Origin of the sequence: Stenotrophomonas testudinis, assembly GCF_024499815.1 — a bacterium.
Lineage (GTDB): Bacteria > Pseudomonadota > Gammaproteobacteria > Xanthomonadales > Xanthomonadaceae > Stenotrophomonas.
On the sequence record NZ_JAMOKY010000001.1, the window covers coordinates 26,425 to 46,294 of the forward strand.

General features: G+C 67.6%; 17 protein-coding genes. 9 read left to right on the top strand and 8 right to left on the bottom strand.

Translation table 11 applies throughout. The annotated features are described in order from the left end of the window. The first annotated feature begins 86 nt into the window (after positions 1–86). From NQ204_RS00135 to NQ204_RS00145, 3 genes are read left to right on the top strand one after another with little or no spacing between them, the layout of a single operon-like run. The gene (locus tag NQ204_RS00135; RefSeq protein ID WP_116863553.1) at positions 87–881 is read left to right on the top strand and encodes a thiazole synthase; all 795 of its coding nucleotides are present in this window, start codon (positions 87–89) and stop codon (positions 879–881) included. Then, positions 881–1,615 (top strand): tRNA (guanosine(46)-N7)-methyltransferase TrmB, encoded by a 735-nt coding sequence (trmB, locus tag NQ204_RS00140; RefSeq protein WP_116863552.1) that lies wholly within the window; start codon positions 881–883, stop codon positions 1,613–1,615. The genes NQ204_RS00135 and trmB overlap by 1 nt, the downstream gene beginning before the upstream one ends. 27 nt (positions 1,616–1,642) lie before the next feature. Continuing rightward, positions 1,643–3,490: an SLC13 family permease gene (locus tag NQ204_RS00145; protein WP_116863551.1), complete on the top strand. Its 1,848-nt coding sequence runs from the start codon at positions 1,643–1,645 to the stop codon at positions 3,488–3,490. Positions 3,491–3,795: 305 nt separating this feature from the next. On the opposite strand, the gene NQ204_RS00150 is transcribed toward NQ204_RS00145, so the two are convergent. Then, the gene (locus NQ204_RS00150; protein WP_079222968.1) at positions 3,796–4,131 is read right to left on the bottom strand and encodes a Rieske (2Fe-2S) protein; all 336 of its coding nucleotides are present in this window, start codon (positions 4,129–4,131) and stop codon (positions 3,796–3,798) included. A 179-nt stretch (positions 4,132–4,310) separates the two neighbouring features. On the opposite strand from NQ204_RS00150, the gene NQ204_RS00155 reads away from it, so the two are divergent. From NQ204_RS00155 to NQ204_RS00170, 4 genes are all read left to right on the top strand, one after another. Continuing rightward, the gene (locus NQ204_RS00155; RefSeq protein WP_116863550.1) at positions 4,311–4,595 is read left to right on the top strand and encodes a hypothetical protein; all 285 of its coding nucleotides are present in this window, start codon (positions 4,311–4,313) and stop codon (positions 4,593–4,595) included. 70 nt (positions 4,596–4,665) lie between these two features. Beyond that, a complete protein-coding gene (locus NQ204_RS00160) occupies positions 4,666–5,388 on the top strand; it encodes a fumarylacetoacetate hydrolase family protein (protein ID WP_116863549.1) in 723 nt (240 codons plus the stop codon). 53 nt (positions 5,389–5,441) lie between these two features. Further along, the gene (gene mscL, locus NQ204_RS00165; protein ID WP_116863548.1) at positions 5,442–5,846 is read left to right on the top strand and encodes a large-conductance mechanosensitive channel protein MscL; all 405 of its coding nucleotides are present in this window, start codon (positions 5,442–5,444) and stop codon (positions 5,844–5,846) included. A 247-nt stretch (positions 5,847–6,093) separates the two neighbouring features. After that, positions 6,094–7,515, top strand: a complete 1,422-nt coding sequence (locus NQ204_RS00170; RefSeq protein WP_256642742.1) for a M28 family peptidase — start codon at positions 6,094–6,096, stop codon at positions 7,513–7,515. A gap of 64 nt (positions 7,516–7,579) precedes the next feature. On the opposite strand, the gene NQ204_RS00175 is transcribed toward NQ204_RS00170, so the two are convergent. From NQ204_RS00175 to NQ204_RS00200, 6 genes are all read right to left on the bottom strand, one after another. After that, on the bottom strand, positions 7,580–8,419 hold the full coding sequence (locus NQ204_RS00175; RefSeq protein WP_256642743.1) for a TrmH family RNA methyltransferase: 840 nt from the start codon (positions 8,417–8,419) through the stop codon (positions 7,580–7,582). After that, positions 8,420–9,928: an alanine/glycine:cation symporter family protein gene (locus NQ204_RS00180; protein WP_256642744.1), complete on the bottom strand. Its 1,509-nt coding sequence runs from the start codon at positions 9,926–9,928 to the stop codon at positions 8,420–8,422. A gap of 181 nt (positions 9,929–10,109) precedes the next feature. Then, positions 10,110–10,694, bottom strand: coding sequence for a GNAT family N-acetyltransferase (locus tag NQ204_RS00185; protein WP_256642745.1), 585 nt, complete (start codon positions 10,692–10,694; stop codon positions 10,110–10,112). Next, positions 10,687–13,812 carry an efflux RND transporter permease subunit gene (locus NQ204_RS00190; RefSeq protein WP_116862709.1) on the bottom strand — a complete coding sequence of 1,042 codons (3,126 nt, stop codon included), beginning with the start codon at positions 13,810–13,812 and terminating at the stop codon, positions 10,687–10,689. Before NQ204_RS00190 ends, NQ204_RS00185 begins: the two co-directional genes overlap by 8 nt. Then, complete coding sequence (locus NQ204_RS00195) at positions 13,809–14,921, bottom strand: efflux RND transporter periplasmic adaptor subunit (RefSeq protein WP_256642746.1); 1,113 nt, start codon at positions 14,919–14,921, stop codon at positions 13,809–13,811. Before NQ204_RS00195 ends, NQ204_RS00190 begins: the two co-directional genes overlap by 4 nt. 799 nt (positions 14,922–15,720) lie before the next feature. Beyond that, complete coding sequence (locus NQ204_RS00200) at positions 15,721–16,704, bottom strand: LysR family transcriptional regulator (RefSeq protein ID WP_116863703.1); 984 nt, start codon at positions 16,702–16,704, stop codon at positions 15,721–15,723. A 208-nt stretch (positions 16,705–16,912) separates the two neighbouring features. Here NQ204_RS00200 and cysK point away from each other — a divergent pair, with 208 nt between their 5' ends. Beyond that, positions 16,913–17,872 (top strand): cysteine synthase A, encoded by a 960-nt coding sequence (gene cysK / locus NQ204_RS00205; protein WP_108769819.1) that lies wholly within the window; start codon positions 16,913–16,915, stop codon positions 17,870–17,872. Positions 17,873–18,102: 230 nt separating this feature from the next. Beyond that, positions 18,103–18,699 (top strand): O-acetyl-ADP-ribose deacetylase, encoded by a 597-nt coding sequence (locus NQ204_RS00210; protein ID WP_108769820.1) that lies wholly within the window; start codon positions 18,103–18,105, stop codon positions 18,697–18,699. Between the two features lie 48 nt (positions 18,700–18,747). On the opposite strand, the gene NQ204_RS00215 is transcribed toward NQ204_RS00210, so the two are convergent. Beyond that, a complete protein-coding gene (locus tag NQ204_RS00215; RefSeq protein ID WP_256642747.1) occupies positions 18,748–19,782 on the bottom strand; it encodes an ABC transporter substrate-binding protein in 1,035 nt (344 codons plus the stop codon). Positions 19,783–19,870 lie beyond the last annotated feature (88 nt).

Consider the following 19,870-nt stretch of genomic DNA (forward strand, 5'->3'; position numbering starts at 1 on the left):
GGCCCCCGCGCTTCGCTCTCGCCGGGCCATGCCCGGCGGCCTCGCAAGGTGACCCCATCTTCAGGCGGATAAGCGATAATCGCGTCATGAACCTCCCTGTCTCCCCCGATTCGCTGGTGATCGCCGGCAAGACCTACGGCTCGCGGCTGCTTACCGGCACCGGCAAGTTCAAGGATCTGGAAGAAACCCGCCTGGCCACCGAGGCCGCTGGCGCCCAGATCGTCACCGTGGCCATCCGCCGCACCAACATCGGCCAGAACCCGGGCGAACCGAACCTGCTGGACGTGCTGCCGCCGGAACGCTACACCATCCTGCCCAACACCGCCGGCTGCTACACCGCCGAAGACGCCGTGCGCACCTGCCGCCTGGCCCGTGAGCTGCTGGACGGCCACAACCTGACCAAGCTGGAAGTGCTGGGCGACCAGAAGTCGCTGTACCCGGACGTGGTGCAGACGCTCAAGGCCGCCGAGCAGCTGGTCAAGGACGGCTTCGAGGTGATGGTCTACACCTCCGACGACCCGATCCTGGCCAAGCGCCTGGAAGAGATCGGCTGCGCCGCGGTGATGCCGCTGGCCGCGCCGATCGGCTCGGGCCTGGGCATCCAGAACAAGTACAACCTGCTGCAGATCATCGAAGACTCCAAGGTGCCGATCATCGTCGACGCCGGCGTGGGCACCGCTTCCGATGCCGCCATCGCGATGGAACTGGGCTGCGACGGCGTGCTGATGAACACCGCCATTGCCGGTGCGCGCCATCCGGTGCTGATGGCCAGCGCCATGCGCAAGGCCGTCGAAGCCGGGCGCGAGGCCTTCCTGGCCGGCCGCATCCCGCGCAAGCGCTACGCCAGCGCCTCCTCCCCGATTGATGGGCTGATCGGCTGATGACCAATCCTTTTGACAGCGCCGGCTCCAAGGCCCCGCCCAAGCCCTTCACCGTGAGCGAGGGCCGCCGCGAAGTGCGCAGCTTCGTGCTGCGCCAGGGCCGCTTCACCCCCGCCCAGCAGCGCGCGTTCGACGAACGCTGGCCGCGCTTCGGCATCGACTACAACGGCCAGCCGCGCGACCTGGACGCCACCTTCGGCCGTCCGGCGCACAAGGTGCTGGAAATCGGCTTCGGCAATGGTGCGGCCATGCGCTTCGCCGCGCAGCACGATCCGTCGCGCGACTACATCGGCATCGAAGTCCACGCCCCGGGCGTGGGCCGCCTGCTGAACGCGCTGGCCGATGACAACGCCGACCACGTGCGCCTGTACCACCACGATGCCGTGGAAGTGCTGCAGAACGAGATCGCCGACGGTGCGCTGGATGAAGTACGCATCTACTTCCCGGACCCGTGGCACAAGAAGCGCCACAACAAGCGCCGCCTGCTGCAGCCGGCGTTCGCCGCGCTGATCGTGCGCAAACTGCGCCCGGGCGGCCGCCTGCACTGCGCCACCGACTGGGAAGACTACGCCGAGCAGATGTGGGACGTGCTCGACGCCACCGCCGGCCTGGTCAACCGTGCCGGCCCGCGTGGCAGCGTGCCGCGTCCGGACTGGCGCCCGCAGACGCACTTCGAGACCCGCGGCCAGAACCTGGGCCACGGCGTCTGGGACCTGCTGTACGACCGCACCTGACCCACGCACGAGGACGCTGCGCCCCACATGGATACCGCGCTGACGCTGACCAACGACATGAAGCTCGTGCTCGGGCTGGTCGGCTTCACGATGGCGATGTTCCTGTTCGAGCGCATCCGCGCCGACGTGGTCGCGCTGGTGGTGCTGGTGGTGCTCGGTGTCACCGGCCTGATCGCCCCGGAAGAAATCTTCGGTGGCTTCTCGGGTAACGCGGTGATGAGCATCATCGCCACCACCATCCTCGGTGCGGGCCTGGACCGCACCGGGGCGCTGAACCGGCTGGCGGCGTGGCTGCTGCGGCGCGGCCACGGCGTGGAGCAGCGGCTGCTGATGATGACCACGGCCATCGCCGGCCTGAACTCGTCCTTCATGCAGAACCCCTCGGTGATGGCGCTGTACCTGCCGGTGGCCTCGCGCCTGGTCGCGCGGACCGGCCTGACCCTGCAGCGGCTGCTGCTGCCGATCTCGGCGGCGATCGTGATGGGCGGCGCGCTGACCATGGTCGGCAACTCGCCGCTGATCCTGCTGAACGATCTGCTGGCCTCGGCCAACAACAACCTGCCCTCGGGCCTGGCCACCATCGAGCCGCTGCGCATGTTCGCGCCGCTGCCGATCGGCGTGGCTCTGCTGATCGCATCGCTGCTGTACTTCCGCTACTACGGCGACCGCAAGCTGATCGAAGAGGAAAGCCTGGTCAACGACGGGGTGACCCCGGCGCGCACCGAGAGCTACTTCGCCAAGACCTACGGCATCGAAGGCGATGTGTTCGAACTGGTGGTGACCGCTGAAAGCCCGCTGGTGGGCATGACCCTGGGCGAGGCCGAGACCCTGCACGATGCGCCGCTGCTGCTGGCGCTGAAGACCGGCAACGACACCCGCCTGGCGCCACCGGCGGAGATGCGCATCTGGGTGGGCAGCGTACTGGGCGTGATGGGGCCGCGCCAGGAAGTGCACGATTTCGCACAGAACCAGTTCCTGCGCATGTCTTCGCGGCTGAAGCATCTGGGCGACCTGTTCAACCCCAGCCGCGCCGGCATCTCCGAGGCGGTGGTGCCACCGACCTCCAACGTCATCGGCAAGAGCGCGGCCGACCTGCGCCTGCGCAAGGAGCGCGGCATCAGCCTGCTGGCGATCAACCGCGACAAACAGGTGATCCGCGAGGACGTGCGCGACGTGCAGCTGCGCGCCGGCGACATGCTGGTCTTCCACAGCATCTGGACCGACCTGGCGCAGGCCGCCAAGAGCCGCGACTTCGTGGTGGTGACCGACTACCCGACCGGCGAGCAGCGCCCGCACAAGTTCAAGATCGCGATGTCGATCTTCGCCCTGACCATCCTCATCGCGCTGACCAGCAAGCTGCCGGTGGCGCTGACCCTGATGACCGGCGTGGCCGGCATGCTGCTGACCGGCGTGCTGCGCATGGACGAGGCCTATGCCTCGATCAACTGGAAAACGGTGTTCATGATGGCCGGGCTGATTCCGCTCGGCTGGGCGATGGATTCCAGTGGTGCGGCGGCATGGGTGGCCGGCCACACGATCGACAAGCTGCCGACCGGTATTCCACTGTGGGTACTGGAGGTGGCATTGGCGCTGCTGACCACCGCGTTCTCGCTGGTGATCAGCCATGTGGGCGCGACGATCGTGATGGTACCCATCGCGGTGAACCTGGCGCTGGCGGCGGGCGGCAACCCGACGGCGTTCGCGCTGATCGTGGCGCTGTCGGCGTCCAACAACCTGATGACGGCCTCCAATCCGGTGATTTCGATGATCACCGGCCCGGCCAACTACACCCCGCGCGAGATGTGGCGGGTCGGCGGACCGCTGTCGCTGATCTACACGCTGGTCGTGGTGGTGATGATCAACCTGATGTTCTGAGGTTGGGGTGTGTGGCAGGGCTGCGCCCTGCACCTGCAGAAGCCACGTCAACGTCAACCGCCTGCATTCCGTGGGATGGCGGGGCACTGTGGGTTTGCGGGGACGCCGTCAACCCGTCCATGGGGGCTTGGTCGCGGCATCCATGCCGCTCACACCCCGCAAACCCACAGTGCCCCGCCTTCGACAGGTTCCCGCTGCTGATGGTGGGTGCCGACCGTTGGTCGGCAAGGATCTCGCTCTGGTAGCTGTCGACCTTGGTCGACACGGCTTTTGTAGAGTCGAGCCGTGCTCGACTGCTTCTGGCCTCAGGCCAGGTAGACCTGGCCGTCGCGGATGTCGACCGGTACCGCGCGCAGGCGGTCGCCCTTGCAGGGGCCGGCGATGCAGTCGCCGCTGTCCAGGGCAAACGAGGCACCGTGGGCGGCACACACCAGATGGCCCTCGCGGCTCTTCAGGAACTGGCCCGGTGCCCAGTCCAGGCGGCGGCCGGCGTGCGGACAGATGTTCAGGAACGCACGCACCTGCGCGCCGTCGCGGTACAGCACCAGCGATTCGGCATCGCCCTCGACCACCGCTTCGACCTCGGCAAACGCCCCATCGGCAAGGGCATCAAGGGCGATCAGGGCAGCGGCAGCAGTCATGGCGGGAGGCTCTTGCGGAAAACCGGATTGTCGCATGCCCGCTCATATGACTGGCTGCGACATGAATACAAGTCATTGATTAGTAATAAGCAGAGGCTATATTTAACGAGTTTTTCACTCAATGGCAGTGGCGCATCCCGATACTCTGGTTTCGCTGATCCCAGCCCTATCGAGCCGCCATGTTTACTCGCGCTTCCGCCTTCAAACAGTTCCGCACCCTGTTCGCGCCGCGCAAGCCGCGCCACCCGCTGGTGCGCGTTGCCGTGGGCCTGCTCGGCCTGGCGATCCTGGCAGCGATGGTGTTCATCGGCGTGTTCGTGGGTGCGGCGATGATCCTGATCGGCCTGGCGTGGAAGCTGCTGGCCTCGCGCAAGACTGTCGGCGCTCGCCGTGCAGCCGATGCCAACGTCGTCGAAGGCGAATACCGCGTGGTGCGCAAGTCAGCTTTGCCGATGTCGCGCTGATGCGGTCGCCCGCTGACGTGGGCGCCACACCGTTCTAGACTGCATGGGCCTTCCGACTGGAACCCCCCGCATGTCCACTGCCGCTGTTTCCGATGTCATCCCCGCCCCCGTCGTGCCGCGTGTGCCGGTGGTAGGTGGTGGCACGTTCCCGGTCCACCGCATCTACTGCGTCGGCCGCAACTTCGCCGACCATGCGCGTGAGATGGGCGCTGCGGTGCCGGCCGCCGATGACCGCGGCCGCCCGATGTTCTTCTGCAAGCCGGCCGATGCCATCGTCGTCGGCCACGACGATGTGATCCCCTACCCGCCCACCACCAGCAACCTGCACCACGAAGTGGAGCTGGTGGTGGCCATCGGCGTTGACGCGCCGGCCGGCGAACTGGCCGTGGCTGATGCCGACGCGCTGATCTATGGCTATGCCGTGGGCCTGGACCTGACCCGCCGCGACCTGCAGGCCGCCGCCAAGGAAAAGGGCCACCCGTGGGATTCGGCGAAGGGCTTCGATGCCTCCGCGCCGATCAGCGAAATCGTGCATGCCGGCGAAGTGGGCGACCTGGCCGCGTTGAACCTGTCGCTGGAAGTGAACGGCGAAGTGCGCCAGCAGTCGCTGCTCGACCAGATGATCTGGAACGTACCGGAAATCCTGCATGAGCTGTCCAAGCTATGGCAGCTGCGCGCCGGCGACCTGGTCTTCATGGGCACCCCGTCGGGCGTGGCCGCATTGAAGCCGGGCGACCGTTTCAGTGCTCGACTGGAAAACGTGGCCGAACGCCACGGCGTCATCGCAGGCTGACATCGGCTGCGTTAACCTGCGCTCGAACCCTCGCCCTCAGGAGAAGAACAAGAATGGGAATGCTCACCGAGTTCAAGGAATTCGCGATGCGTGGCAACGTCATCGACCTCGCCGTCGGCGTGGTCATTGGCGCGGCCTTTGGCAAGATCGTCACCGCCTTGGTGGAGAAGATCATCATGCCGCCGATGGGCATGCTGATCGGCAAGGTGGATTTCTCCGATCTGGCCTGGACGTTGGCGCCTGCACGTGTCGGCGCCGACGGCACCGAGATCCCCGCTGTGGTCATCGGCTACGGTGATTTCCTCAACACGCTGGTGCAGTTCATCATCGTGGCGTTCGCCATCTTCATGGTGATCAAGGTGATCAACCGCCTGTCGCGCAAGAAGGACGCCGCCCCGGCCGCACCGAAGGAAGAAGTGGTGCTGCTGCGCGAGATCCGCGACAGCCTGAAGAAGTAACGCGCCGGGCGCCATCGCGCGCCCCGCGTACCTGTAGAGTCGAGCCGTGCTCGACTTCGCTGGCCCGTAGAGTCGAGCTTGCTCGACTGCTCTCGAAAGGCAGTCGAGCATGGCTCGACTCTACAGGTACGTGCGCTTTGCCGGTCATGGCCGGAAAACAGCGTTCGCCACCACCGTGACCTCCCACCCATGCGCGGCACTGAACGACTGTTAAGCTCCAAGGCTGATTCCCTTCCCGGAGCTGTCCATGCGTCGCCGCGTCCTTGCCATCGCATCCTCCCTCGCCCTGCTGGCCGCACCGGCCTTTGCGGCGCCGCGCACCACCACCCTGCCCCCGGCCTCGCTGGCTACGGCCGCGCAGCTGCGCGACCAGGCACTGGCCGATGACACCGGCTGGAAGGTGGTGGAATCGCTGACGACCGAGATCGGCCCGCGCATCGCCGGCGGCGAAGCCGATGCCCGTGCCGTGGCCTGGGCCGAAGCCAAGTTCAAGGCACTCGGCTTCGACAAGGTATGGAAGGAACCGGTGACCTTTCCCAAGTGGGAACGTCGCAGTGAACGCGCCGCCGTGACCGGCAAGCACCAGCAGCCGCTGCAGATCACCGCGCTGGGCGGCAGCCCGGGCGGCAGCGTCGAAGCCGAAGTCGTGCGCTTTGCCGACCTCGCCGCGCTGCAGGCTGCTCCGGAAGGCTCGCTGAAGGGCAAGATCGCCTTCGTCGATTACCAGATGCTGCCGTACCGCGATGGCCGTGATTACGGCCGTGGCGGCGCGATCCGCAGCAAGGGCCCGTCCGAGGCGATCCGCAAGGGCGCGGTCGGCTTTCTGATGCGCTCGGCCGGCACCGATTCGCACCGCGTGCCGCACACTGGCATCACCCGTTACGACGACGGCCTGACCCCGGTGCCGTCGGCCGCCCTGTCGGTACCCGATGCCGACCAGCTGGCGCGCCTGGTGGCGCGCGGCAGCACCACCGTGAAGGTGACCCTGGACTGCGGCTGGGATGGCACTGCCACCTCTTACAACGTCATCGGTGAAATCACCGGGCACAGCCTGCCGAAGGAAGTGGTGGTGATCGGTGGTCACCTCGATTCCTGGGACCTGGGCACCGGCGCCATCGATGACGGCGCGGGCGTGGGCATCACCATGGCCGCCGGCCACCTGATCGGCCAGCTCAAGCAGGCGCCCAAGCGCACCATCCGCGTGGTCGCCTTCGCCAACGAGGAACAGGGCCTGTACGGCGGCAAGGCCTATGCCGAAGCCCATGCCAAGGACGTGGCGCGCCACCAGCTGGCCGCCGAGAGCGATTTCGGTGCCGGCCGCATCTACGCGTTCAACACCGGCTCGCCGAACCCGGAAGGTTCGCGTGAGGCCACTGCGCAGATTGCTGAAGTGATGAAGCCGCTGGGAATCGAGTACATGGCCGACAAGGGCGGCCCGGGCCCGGACGTCGGCCCGCTGGCAGCCAAGGGCGGCGCGTGGGCATGGCTGGCGCAGGACGGCTCGGACTACTTCGACCTGCACCACACCGCTGACGACACCCTGGACAAGATCGACCCGAAGGCGCTGGCGCAGAACGTGGCTGCCTACACCGTGTTCGCCTACCTGGCCGCCGAGGCTGATGGCAACTTCGGCAGCGAAGCGAAGGCGACCACGCCGCCGAACGAGTGATGCGGTGATGTGATGGGGTCAGAGCCCTCGCCCTTGGCGAGGGCTCTGACCCCGATCCGGCAACTCAACCGCGGCGGCTGGCCCACTGTGCCAGCAGCACCGCCGTCGCCGAGGCGACGTTCAGGCTTTCCACCGCGCCGCTGCCGGGGATGGAGACCTGCTGGTCGCACTGGCTGGCCAGCGCGCGGTCCATGCCCTCGCTCTCGGCACCCATCACATACACCAGGCGCGCCGGCAGCTCGGCACGGAACACGTCCTGGCCACCCTCGACCAGGGTCGCGGCCAGGCCGAAGCCCGCCGCGCGCAGCTGCGCCATGGCGGTCGCGTCATCGGGCAGCTGCACCAGCGGCAGCGCCTCGGCGCCACCTTCGGCCACGCGTGCGGCGGCACCGGACAGGGCCAGCGTGCTGCCGGCCGGCAGCAGCAAGGCCTTCGCGCCAAAGTGCGCAGCCGAACGCAGGATCGCGCCCAGGTTGTGCGGGTTGCCCACGCCATCCAGCCACAGCGCCAATGCCGGGCCATCGTCCACCTGCTGCAGCCACTGTGCCAGCGGCAGCACCGGCGCACGCACCACATCGGCGACCACGCCTTCGTGGTGGGTGGTGCCGGCCAGCTTGTTCAGATCGCCGTCCTCCACCACGCGGTAGCCCACGCGGTTGGCCACGCACCACTTCAGCAACGGCTGCAGGCGCGGAATGCGCGCCTCCAGCAGGTACAGCTTGCGCAGTGCCTGCGGGCGCGCTTCGAAGGCGGCCAGCACGGCGTTCAGGCCGAACAGGCGCAGCTCATCGTTGCCGCCGCGCCCGCCACCGCCACCGCCCGTTGCCGGCACCTCCGGACGCGGCAACGGCGTTGCGCGCGGCGGACGGGCGGACGGGCGGCGGTTGTTCCAAGGGTTGTTCACTTACACACTCTCCTGCTTGCGCTGGCGCCAGAAATCCGCGTTCTTGATGCCCAGGGCATCAGGGTCGAACGTCGGATCCAAGCCCAGCTTCTTCTGTCGTTCGTAGTCACGCAGGGCCAGCATGGCCGGCTTCTGGATGATGAGGATGGCGATGATGTTCAGCCAGGCCATCAGGCCCACGCCGATGTCACCCAGCGCCCAGGCCAGGGTGGCGTTGTGGAAGGCGCCGAACACGACCATGGCCAGGATGCCCAGGCGCAGCACCAGCACGGTCAGCGGGCGCTTCTTGTTCTGGTTAACGTAGGTCAGGTTGGTTTCGGCCATGTAGTAATAGGCCATGATGGTGGTGAAGGCGAAGAAGAAGATGGCGATCGAGACGAACGCTGCGCCCCAGCCCGGCAGCACCGCTTCCACGCCCGCCTGCGCATAGCCGGCGCCTTCCGGAATACCGGCCAGGCCCTGGAAGATCGGGGCGGCGCCTTCCACCGGCGAATAGACGTTGTAGGTGCCGCTGGCCAGGATCAGGAACGCAGTGGCAGTGCACACCATCATGGTGTCGAAGTAGATGGCGAACGCCTGTACATAGCCCTGCTTGGCCGGGTGCGAGACCTCGGACGCCGCGGCGGCGTGCGGGCCGGAACCCTGGCCGGCTTCGTTGGCGTAGATGCCGCGCTTGATGCCCCACTCCACCGCCAGGCCCATCATCGCGCCGAACGCAGCATGGGTGCCGAACGCGCTGTCGAAGATGATGCCGAACATTTCCGGCACGCGGTCGTAGTTGATGATCATGATGACGATGGCCATCAGGATGAAGGCGGCCGCCATGAACGGCACCACCACTTCGGCGAAGTTGGCGATGCGCTTGACGCCACCGAAGATGACCACGCCCAGCAGCAGGGCCACGGCGATGCCGATGCCCAGCTTCAACGTTTCGACCGCGCTCATTCCCAGCATCTGGCCGTCCAGCGGGCCGCACACGGCTGTGCCGCGGCAGGCGTTGATGACGCTGTCAGCGATGGCATTGGCCTGCACGCCCGGCATCAGGAAACCGGCGGCGATGATCGTGGCGATGGCGAAGGCCAGCGCGTACCACTTCAGGCCCATGGCCTTTTCGATGTAGTACGCCGGGCCACCGCGGTAGCGGCCTTCGGCATCCTTGGTCTTGTAGATCTGCGCCAGGGTGCATTCCACGTACGAGGTGGACGCGCCAAGGAAGCCCATCACCCACATCCAGAAGATGGCGCCCGGGCCACCGAAGGCGATGGCGGTGGCCACGCCCGCGATGTTGCCGATGCCCATGCGGCCGGCCATCGACATGGCCAGGGCCTGGAAGGAGGACACGCCGGCGTCGGACTTCTCGCCCTTGACGGTGAGGCGGCACATCTCGAAGAAGCCGCGGAGCTGCATGAAGCGGGTACGCAGGCTGAAGAACAGGCCGGCGCCCAGGCACACGGCGATGAGGGCCTTGCTCCAGATGATGCTGTTGATGAAATGTACGGTTGCTTCCACGCGCGCTCTCTCCAGTCGGCGGGTTGTGAGGACGTCCCGTCGGCTGGAAGGGACGGAACCGATTCTCCCTGATCGAAGGTCGCTGCGGTAGCGCTGTTTTGCAGAGCCGAGCCCGTGCTCGGCTTGGGCCCCCGAGGACAGCCGAGCATGGGCTCGGCTCTACAGCGACCAGCCTGCGCGCTCAGGGCAGCTGCCTGCGTACCCGGGCGAAGCGGCGCAGGTCGTGCAGGGCGCCGCGCTTGTAGACGGCGCAGCGGGCAGTGCCCTCTTCGGCAAACCCATTGGCCAGCAGCACGCGGGCCGAGCCTTCGTTGAAATCCAGCACCTCGGCCTGCAGCCTGAACAGGCGCAGCTCGTCCATCACCCAGGGGGCGAACAGGGACACGACGCGGGTCATCACGCCCTGCCCCCAGTGCGCCTGGCCCAGCCAGTAGCCCAGTTCGGCGGTATGGCCGCGCTCGGCCGTGCCTGGCTGCGCGCCGATGCTGCCGCAGGCGTGGCCGTCGATCTCGATGGCCAGGTTGAGGGTGCCCGGAGCGAGTACGCGGCCGGCCAGGAAGGCCTCGCCGTCATCACGGGTGTACGGGTATGGGAAGCGGTCGCGCAGGCCACGCGAGACGGCGGGATCGTTGGCGTGGTGCAGCAGCGATTCGAGGTCGTCGGCGTGCCAGGGGCGCAGAATGAAACCTTTGCCCTGCAGGCGTGGGGTCAGAGCCCTTTCCCCTTGGAAAAGGGATCCAACCCCGTCGGCGTGCCGGTCATGCATGGCCGCCGACCGAGGGCGATTCGGCTTCCTGCTTCTCCAGTTCGCGCTTCACCGCTTCCGGAGAACGGGTGTACGGCGCCAGGCGCGCGTAGAACGCCGGCACCACGAACAGCGACAGGAACGTGGACAGGGTGACGCCGAAGATGATAACGATGCCGATGGTGCCGCGGCTGGCCGAACCGGGGCCGCCGGCTACCACCAGCGGGATGGCGCCGACCACGGTGGCGATCGAGGTCATCAGGATCGGACGCAGGCGGACCACGGCCGATTCGATGATGGCCGCGCGTACGGTGCGCCCGTCATCGCGCAGCTGGTTGGCGAACTCGACGATCAGGATGCCGTTCTTGGCCGCCAGGCCGACCAGCATCACGATGCCGATCTGGCTGAACAGGTTCACTGTGCCGCCGCTCACCCACAGGCCGACCAGCGCGCCGAGCACGCCCAGCGGCACGGTCAGCATGATGGTGAGCGGGTGGATGAAGCTTTCGAACTGCGCGGCCAGCACCAGGTAGACCACCAGCAGGGCCATGGCGAAGGTCAGCAGCACCGCGCCGCCCGCGCTCTGGAACTCGCGCGACTCGCCCTTCCAGTTGATCTGCGCGTACTGCGGCAGCTCCTCGCGGGTGACCTGCTGCGCCCAGGCGATGGCCTCGCCCAGCGGATAGCCGGGGGCCAGGCCGGCGCTGATGGTGATCGAGCGCAGGCGGTTGAAGCGGTTCAGGGTGCCAGCCTCGGCCACTTCGCTGAGGGTGACCAGGTTGGACAGCGGCACCAGTTCGCCGGAGTTGGCGCGCACGCGGATGGCGGCCAGGTCGGCCGGGCTGGCGCGGCCATCGCGGCCGGCCTGCACCAGCACGTCGTACTCCTCGCCGTTGTCGACGAAGGTGGTGACGCGGCGCGAGCCCATCATGGTTTCCAGCGCGGAGCCAATCGCGGTGACCGGCACGCCGAGGTCGGCCGCACGCTGGCGGTCGATGTTCACGCGCATCTGCGGGCGGGTTTCCTTGTAGTCCGAATCGGGGCCGACCAGGCCCGGATTGTCGGCCATGCGCAGCAGGATGCGGTCACGCCACTGCGCGATCTCGGCATATTCCGGGCCACCCAGCACGATCTGGAACGGCTGGCCGCCGCTGCGCACCAGGCCGCCACCGACCTGGGTACGCACGCGCACGCCGCGCAGGGTATCCAGTTCCTTCTGCAGGTCGTTGGCCACGTCCACGGTGTTTTCGGTGCGCTGGCGCCACGGCTGCAGGAACACGCTGACGCGGCCGGTGTGCATTTCCTCGCTCGCGCCAAAACCGCCGGGCACGCGCGGGTTGGCGCGGGCGATGGTCTTGTCGGCGCCCACGTGCGGGGCCAGCAGCGCTTCGACCTGCTGCACCTGCTGCACGGTGTAGTCGTAGCCGGCGCCTTCCGGGCCGTCGATCATGATCTGGAACGAACCGCGGTCCTCGGCCGGGGCCAGCTCGGACGGCAGGATCTTCAGCAGGCCCCAGCTGGCGGCCAGCGCCAGCGCCATCACCACCAGGTAGATCCACAAGCGGTCGACATGATGATCGAGCACGCGGCCGTAGCCGGACGCCAGGCGTTCCAGGTTGCGGTTGATGACGCCATACAGGCCGCGCGGCGCGTGCCCGGTGTGCGGCTTGAGCAGCTTGGAAGCCATCATCGGGGTCAGCGTCAGCGCGACGAACGCCGACAACGCCACCGCTGCGGCCAGCGCCACGGCCAGTTCGCGGAACAGGCGGCCGGTGTTGCCTTCCAGGAAACCGACCGGCAGGAACACCGCCACCAGCACGGCGGTGGTGGCGATGACCGCAAAGGCGACCTGGGTGGTGCCGCGCTTGGAGGCGACCAGCGGCGGTTCGCCCAGGTCGATGCGGCGCTGCACGTTTTCCACGACCACGATCGCGTCATCCACCACCAGGCCGATACACAGCACCAGGGCCAGCAGGGTCAGCAGGTTGATCGAGAAACCAAAGGCGTACAGCGCGATGAAGGCTGCGACCAGGCAGACCGGCACGGTCACTGCGGGAATCAGTGCCGCGCGGAAGCTGCCCAGGAACAGCCAGATGACCGCCAGCACCAGCAGCATCGCTTCGACGAGGGTTGCGTAGACGCGGTCAACCGCCGCTTCGATGAAGGTGGTGTTGTCGAAGGTGACCACGATCTGCGTGCCTTCGGGCAGCGTCGCGGCGATCTTTTCTGCTTCAGCGCGCGCGGCGCGGGCCACGTCCAGCGAATTGGCGGTGGAGGTCTTGACGATGCCCAGGCCGACGCCGGGTTCACCGTTGCTGCGGAAGTACGCGCGGCGTTCGGCCGACGCCAGTTCGATCTTGGCCACGTCGCCCATGCGCACCACGTAGCCATCGCTGCCCTTGCCGAGCGGGATGGTGGCGAAATCCTCGGGCTTCACGTAGTTGCGCTCGACGCGCAGGGTGAAGTCACGGTCGGTCGATTCGATGCGGCCAGCCGGCAGTTCCACGTTCTCGTTGCGCAGCGCGGTTTCCACGTCGCCGGTGGTCAGGCCGCGCGCGGCCAGCTGGTCGCGGTCCAGCCAGATGCGCATCGCATAGCGCTGGCGGCCACCGATGCGGACCTGGGCCACGCCGTCCAGGCTGGAGAAGCGGTCGACCACGTAGCGGTCGGCGTAGTCGCTCAGTTCCAGCGTGTCCATCGTGGTGGAGGACATGTTGAACCAGATGATCGGATCGGCATCGCTTTCGACCTTGGCGATTTCCGGCGGACGCGCCTCTTCAGGCATGCGGTCGGCCACGCGGCTGACCGCGTCGCGCACGTCGTTGGCGGCTGCTTCGATATCGCGGTTGGAGGTGAATTCGATGCTGACCTGCGAGCGCCCGTTGCTGCTGCGCGCGTTGATCGTGTCGATGCCCTCGATGCCGGCCAGCGCATCTTCCAGCACCTGGGTGACGCGGCTTTCGATGACCGCCGCCGAAGCACCGGTGTAGTCCACCGACACCGAGACGATGGGCGGATCGATGGCCGGCAGCTCACGCAGGGTCAGGCGGGTGAAGGACATGATGCCCAGCACCACCAGCAGCAGGCTCATCACCACGGCAAACACCGGCCGCTGGATGGAAATGTCCGACAGTTTCATCCGCCGTTGCCCTCGGCCGGTGCAGGTGCCGCAGCCGGCGCCTTGGCCGGTGCGGTGCCGCTGGCGGGTGCAGCATCCGTGGCGGCGACCTTCAGGCCGGCGCGCAGCTTGCCGGTGCCGTCGACGACGATGCGCTCGCCGCCCTGCAGGCCTTGGCGGATCTCGACTACGCCGGCACGACGCGCGCCGGTGGTCACATCAACGCGTTCGACAGTGTCGTCGGCCTTGATGCGGTAGATGAAGGTATCGCGGCCGACCTGCACCACGGCAATTTCCGGCACCACCAGCGCCGGGCGCTCGGGGCGGAACAGGCGCACGTCCAGCAGCATGCCCGGGCGCAGTGCGTGGTCGGCGTTGGCGAAGTCGGCGCGCACGGTCACCGCACGCGTGGCCGGATCGACGCGTGCATCGATGGTGGTCACTTCGCCTTCGAAGGTGCGGCCCGGCCAGGCGACGCTGGTCGCGCTGACCTTGTCGCCGTTGGAGAGCGCGGTCATTTCCACTTCCGGCACCTGGAAATCGACGTGCATGCGCTCGATGTCATCGAGGGTGGCGATGACCGTGGTCGGGGTCAGCAGCGTGCCCGGGCTGATCTGGCGGATGCCGAGCACGCCGGCGAACGGTGCGCGCACGCGGCGGTCACCGATGTCCGCCTGCATCTGCGCAACGCGCGCTTCGGCAGCGTCGCGGATCGACTTCTGGGTATCGAGGGTGGCGCTGGAGACCAGGCGCTGGGAGGCCAGCTCGCGCTGCCGCTTGTACAACTGGTCGGCTTCGTGGAAGGTCGCCTGCGCCTGCACCAGCGCCGCCTCCTGGGCCTGCCCGCGCAGAGTCACGATGGGCGCACCGGCGGCGACCTGCTGGCCGCTTTCGAAGTGCACGCGGTCGACGATCTCGCTGACCTTGGCGGTGACGCTGATGGATTCACGGGCCTTGGCCGTGCCCAGCGCCTGCAGGGTGTCGTTCCACTGCGAGGGCTGCACGACCTGGGCGGTGACCGGCACCGCTTCGCCCTGCCGACGCGCGGCGGCCTCCTGTTTGCCTGCGCACCCGGCCAGGACGGCCAGGCTGAGGCCAAGGGCCAGGGTCGAAGCAATACGAGCCAACATGAAAGGTCCTGGTTGTTGCATGGCCGCCGAGTGTAGGCAAGCGCCTGCCAAAGCGGTATGTGCCAAGCGTTTACCGGCGTGGAACCGGCGCTGCGGTGGCGCCGTCAACCCGTTCCATGCGAGGCTCGGGGGCGCAATGTCGGCGTATGTCGGGATGTATCCGGCCGCACTTTATCGTGCGTTGTCATCGTACAGTCGAGGCTGCTTGGCAGAGGGCGCCAGGCGGGGGTCGGCCCTGGCGGGGTCCGGCCCTGTTTTTTTTTGCCGGCAGGGCTTGCAGCCCTGCACCTGCTTCGAGCCAAGGCAACGTCAACTTCAAAAGCCGGCATTCCGTGGGTTGGCGGGGTGGGTGCGATTGAGGGGGACGCTGCAAGTACGTCCATGTAAGCTCGATCGCCGCATCCATGCGGCTCACGCCCCTCAACCGGACCCACCCCGCCTTCGACAGTTTTCCGCGATCTGCCGGAACGGCACGGGGTCGGATCCCGTTGCTCCGCAACGGGCTCTGACCCCAGATGAATTTCGATATCTGACAGATGTGCCGACCAACGGTCGGCACCTACCAACAGCCGCACAGTCGCAGTTACCAACAGCCGCATGAACCTGTCGAAGGTGGGGCGGTGCCGGATTGCGGGGTGTCCGCCGCATGGATGCGACGGCCAAGCCTACAGGAACGTACTTGCGGCGTCCCCGCAATCCGACACCGCCCCGCCAACCCACGGATAGCCCGCTTTTGACGTTGACGCTGACGTTGCATTGAGCAGGTGCAGGGCTGCAAGCCCTGCCGAAAACCCACCCCTCAAACCGTGATGGTCTGGGTCAGCGACTCCCACGTCGGCGGCACCGGCCACGCGGCCGCCTGGTTGCCATCCAGCACCCGCCGCAGGTCGCGCGGATCAATCTGCGGTGCCAGCACATGCACCAGCTCCAGCGCGTAATCGCGCAGCACCCGATCGCGCGGCAGCACCGCCCACGCAATGCACTCGGTGATCGGCTCCGGCGCCGGCCACGCGCGCAGGTCTTCGTCGCTGGCACTCACGGCCATCTCGGCCAGCAGGCCCACGCCGAGGCCGGTGCGCACATAGGTCTTGATCAGGTCCGCATCCAGCGCCGTCAGCGCCAGGTCAGGCACCAGCCCGTTGGCCGCGAAGGCGCGCTGCAGCGAGGAATTGGGGCGGGTGGAGGATTCGTAGCTGATCAGCGGCTGGCGGGACAGCGCGGCCAGGTCCGGCGCGCGGCCGGCACGGTCCAGCGGGTGGCCCTTGGGCACCACCACCAGCCGGCGCCAGCGGAACAGCGGAACGGCGATGCCATCGGTCGGTTCGCCACCGGCCGTGCTGATGATCGCGATGTCGGCATCCCCCTGGTTCAGGCGGTCCAGCGCATCGGCCTCACCGGCCTGCTGCAGGTGCACGCTCACCTGTGGGTAGGCCTGCTTGATCGCCGCCACCGCCGGCGGCAGCACGAAGCGCGCCTGGGTGTGGGTGGTGGTCAGGATCAGCTGACCCTGGCTTTCGCGCCGCTGGTTGGCGGCATAGGTGCGGATGTTGTTGGCCTCGGCCAGCACCGCGCGCGCGCGGGAGATCACTTCGGTACCGGCCGGGGTGACCGATTCCAGGCTGCGCCCCTTGCGCACGAACAGCAGGAAACCCAGCTCGTCCTCCAGCTGCTTGAGCTGCTTGGACAAGCCAGGCTGGGTGGCGTGCACGCGCGAGGCCGCAAGCGTGATGTTCATCTCAGCGTCGGCGATGGCGACCAGGTAGCGCAGCTGGGTAAGCGTCATGGCGGGCGGGGGCGCGGGGGGCGGAGGTCCACTCTAGGGTCTATTGCCATCACCAGCTTATAACCAAACGTTTTTTAAGAAAGGTATCTGGTCATTTCCGGGCGTCATAAGCCGGCGCTACGGTCAGCCGGCAGCCGCTGGCCTGAACGGCCAGCCTCCCCCCTTCCGCCCGCCGGCCCCCGGCGCGGCCCGCTTCCGGAGCGCTTCCATGGCCCTGTACGACTCCATCCTCGACACCATCGGCAACACCCCCATCGTCAAACTGCAGCGCCTGGCCCCGCAGGGCGTCACCGTGTACGCCAAGGTCGAGTCGTTCAACCCGGGCGGCTCGGTGAAGGACCGCCTGGCGCTGGCCATCATCCTCGACGCCGAGGAACGCGGCCTGCTCAAGCCCGGCGACACGATCGTAGAGGCCACTTCGGGCAACACCGGCGTGGCCCTGGCAATGGTCGCCGCCGCGCGCGGCTACAAGTTCGTGGCCACCATGGTCGAGACCTTCTCGGTGGAGCGCCGCAAGCTGATGCGCGCCTATGGCGCCAAGGTGATCCTGACCCCGGCCGCCGAGCGTGGCAGCGGCATGGTGCGCAGGGCGCGCGAGCTGGCCGAAGAGCACGGCTGGTTCCTGGCCAGCCAGTTCGCCAACCCGGCCAACCCGGCCTACCACCGCAACACCACGGCGGCGGAGATCCTGCGCGACTTCGCCGGCAAGCGCCTGGACTACTTCGTCAGCGGCTGGGGCACCGGCGGGACCCTCACCGGCGTCGGCGAGGTATTGAAGGTCGCCCGCCCGCAGACCCGCATTGTCGCAACCGAACCGGCGGGCGCCGCCCTGCTGAAGGGCGATGACTGGAAGCCGCACAAGATCCAAGGCTGGACCCCGGACTTCGTGCCGGACGTGCTCAACCGCGACGTGGTCGATGAACTGCTCACCGTCGAGGACGATCGCGCCATCGCCACCGCGCGCCGCCTGGCGGCGGAGGAAGGCATCTTCGTCGGCATCTCCGCCGGCGCGACGCTCGCCAGCGCGCTGGACGTGGCCGCCCGCGCCGAACCGGGCGCGGTGATCCTGGCGATGCTGCCGGACACTGGTGAACGCTACTTCTCCACGCCGCTGTTCGCCGATGTGAACGAAGGTTCCGACGACGACTGGCTGGCCGGCCTGCCGTAAGCGGCACGGGGTCATCCACCCAAGGTAGCGCCGGGCCATGCCCGGCGTTTCCTTTTCCGGCTGACCTCTTTTTGCTTCAGCCTGCGTGAAGGTTATTGCCCCCATCGTGCATGAAGGCCGTAATCGCAGCGCGTGAGACGGTCATGACGCAGCATGGATGCCCTCTCCACTACGGTGGGTGCAGCCAGCGCGGGCACGGCGCGCAACAACAACAGGCAGGAGACGGACGCATGAAGATCGAAGTGTGGCAGGGCGACATCACGACCCTGGCGGTGGATGCGATCGTCAACGCGGCCAACGAAACCCTGCTCGGCGGTGGCGGTGTGGACGGTGCCATCCATCGTGCAGCCGGCCCAGGATTGCTGGCCGAGTGCGAGCGTCTGCCGGAACTGCGCCCGGGTGTGCGCTGCCCGACCGGCGAAGTCCGCGCCACCGACGCCTATGCATTGCCCGCGCGGCACGTGCTGCATACGGTCGGCCCGGTCTGGCATGACGGCCAACGCGACGAACCCGCCCTGCTGGCGAATTGCTACTGGAAATCGCTGCAGCTGGCCGAATCGCTGGGCGTGCAGTCGATCGCGTTCCCGGCCATCAGCTGCGGCGTCTACGGCTACCCGCTGTACCAGGCCGCACAGGTGGCGGTGACCGAGACGCTGGCGTGGCAGCGCAGCCATGCGCAGCCGATGCGCATCGTGCTGGTGGCGTTCAATACCGCCACCGCGAAGGCCTACCAGCAGGCGCTCAGTGCGGCCGGCCAGGCGGTAGAGGCCGAACGCATCCTGCCGCTGCCGCCGCTGGGTGATGCCGGATACGTCGCCGCGCATTGAGGCGCAGCGACGCAGGTGGATGAAAGGCCATCCACGCATGGCGTGGATCTACTGGACGCGCAGCTCCACCACGCCGGAATCGCCGCTCACGCTGGACACCTCCACCGTGTAGTGGCCGGCCGGCAACGTCTCCTGCAGGCGCGCGTCCGTGCCGTTGCCACCATCATCGTCCTCGATGTCGATATCGCCGCCGACCAGGTGCAGCACCGTATCGACCTGGCTGGACACCGCATCCAGCTGCACCTGCTTCGGCGCGTCCAGGCGCAGCAGGAAACGCCGGCCGCCTTCATCATCAAGCGTGGTGAACACGCTGCCCGAGACGGGGAGTGTCGTGCCGTCCTGCTCGACCAAGGTGGCCGGCGAGTTGCTACGCTTGACATCCAGGGTGAACGCGCCGTTCTCCTCGTCATCCAGGCTGCTGACGTTGAGCGTGTAGCGGCCCGGCTGCAGCAGCAGGCTGATGCGCGAATCGGTGCCTTCGCCGCCATCGTCGTTCTCGGCATCCTGGCCCTCGCCCTCCAGCGTCAGCAGGGTGTCGAACACGTCCGAACGCAGGTCGATGGTGTAGAGGCCGGCCGTGTCCACCTGCAGCGTGTACGCCTGCGACGACTCCAGCAGCAGGTCGGACACATGGCCCGCGTTGATGATCGGCGTGCCGTCATGGGGCTTCAGCACTTCCGCGCGCAGCCGGAACGGACCGTAGGTCTCCGGCGCATTGGCGTTCACCGCCACCTGGTAACTGCCGCCACCGTCGGCACGGAACGCGACAGCAACGTCACTGCCCTCGTAGTGGGTGCGGCTGCGGGCCACCACCTTGCCGTCATGGAAGACGGTCATCGCGCCGCGGAGGGTGCCGGTCAACGTGATGCCGACGCGCTGCTTGTCCTGCACGGTGATCTGGTAGAGCTGATGGCGGCTGCCGTTGTTGAAGTTCATGCCGCTGCGCGAGGTGATCTCGCCGGACACCGGCCTGTCGAACTGCAGCACGGGCACCCTGCCCGCCGGCTCGGCCGGGCCGATGCGGTTGCAGCCTGCCACGGACAGCACCGTGACGATGGACAGCGCGATCGCGGTGGTACGCATTGAACCTCTCCCTGGCCTACGCGGTTATCCCGCGCGCACAGGCCTGCGCGAGGGAGCAGCAACGATACCCACAAAAGCAGACGCCGGC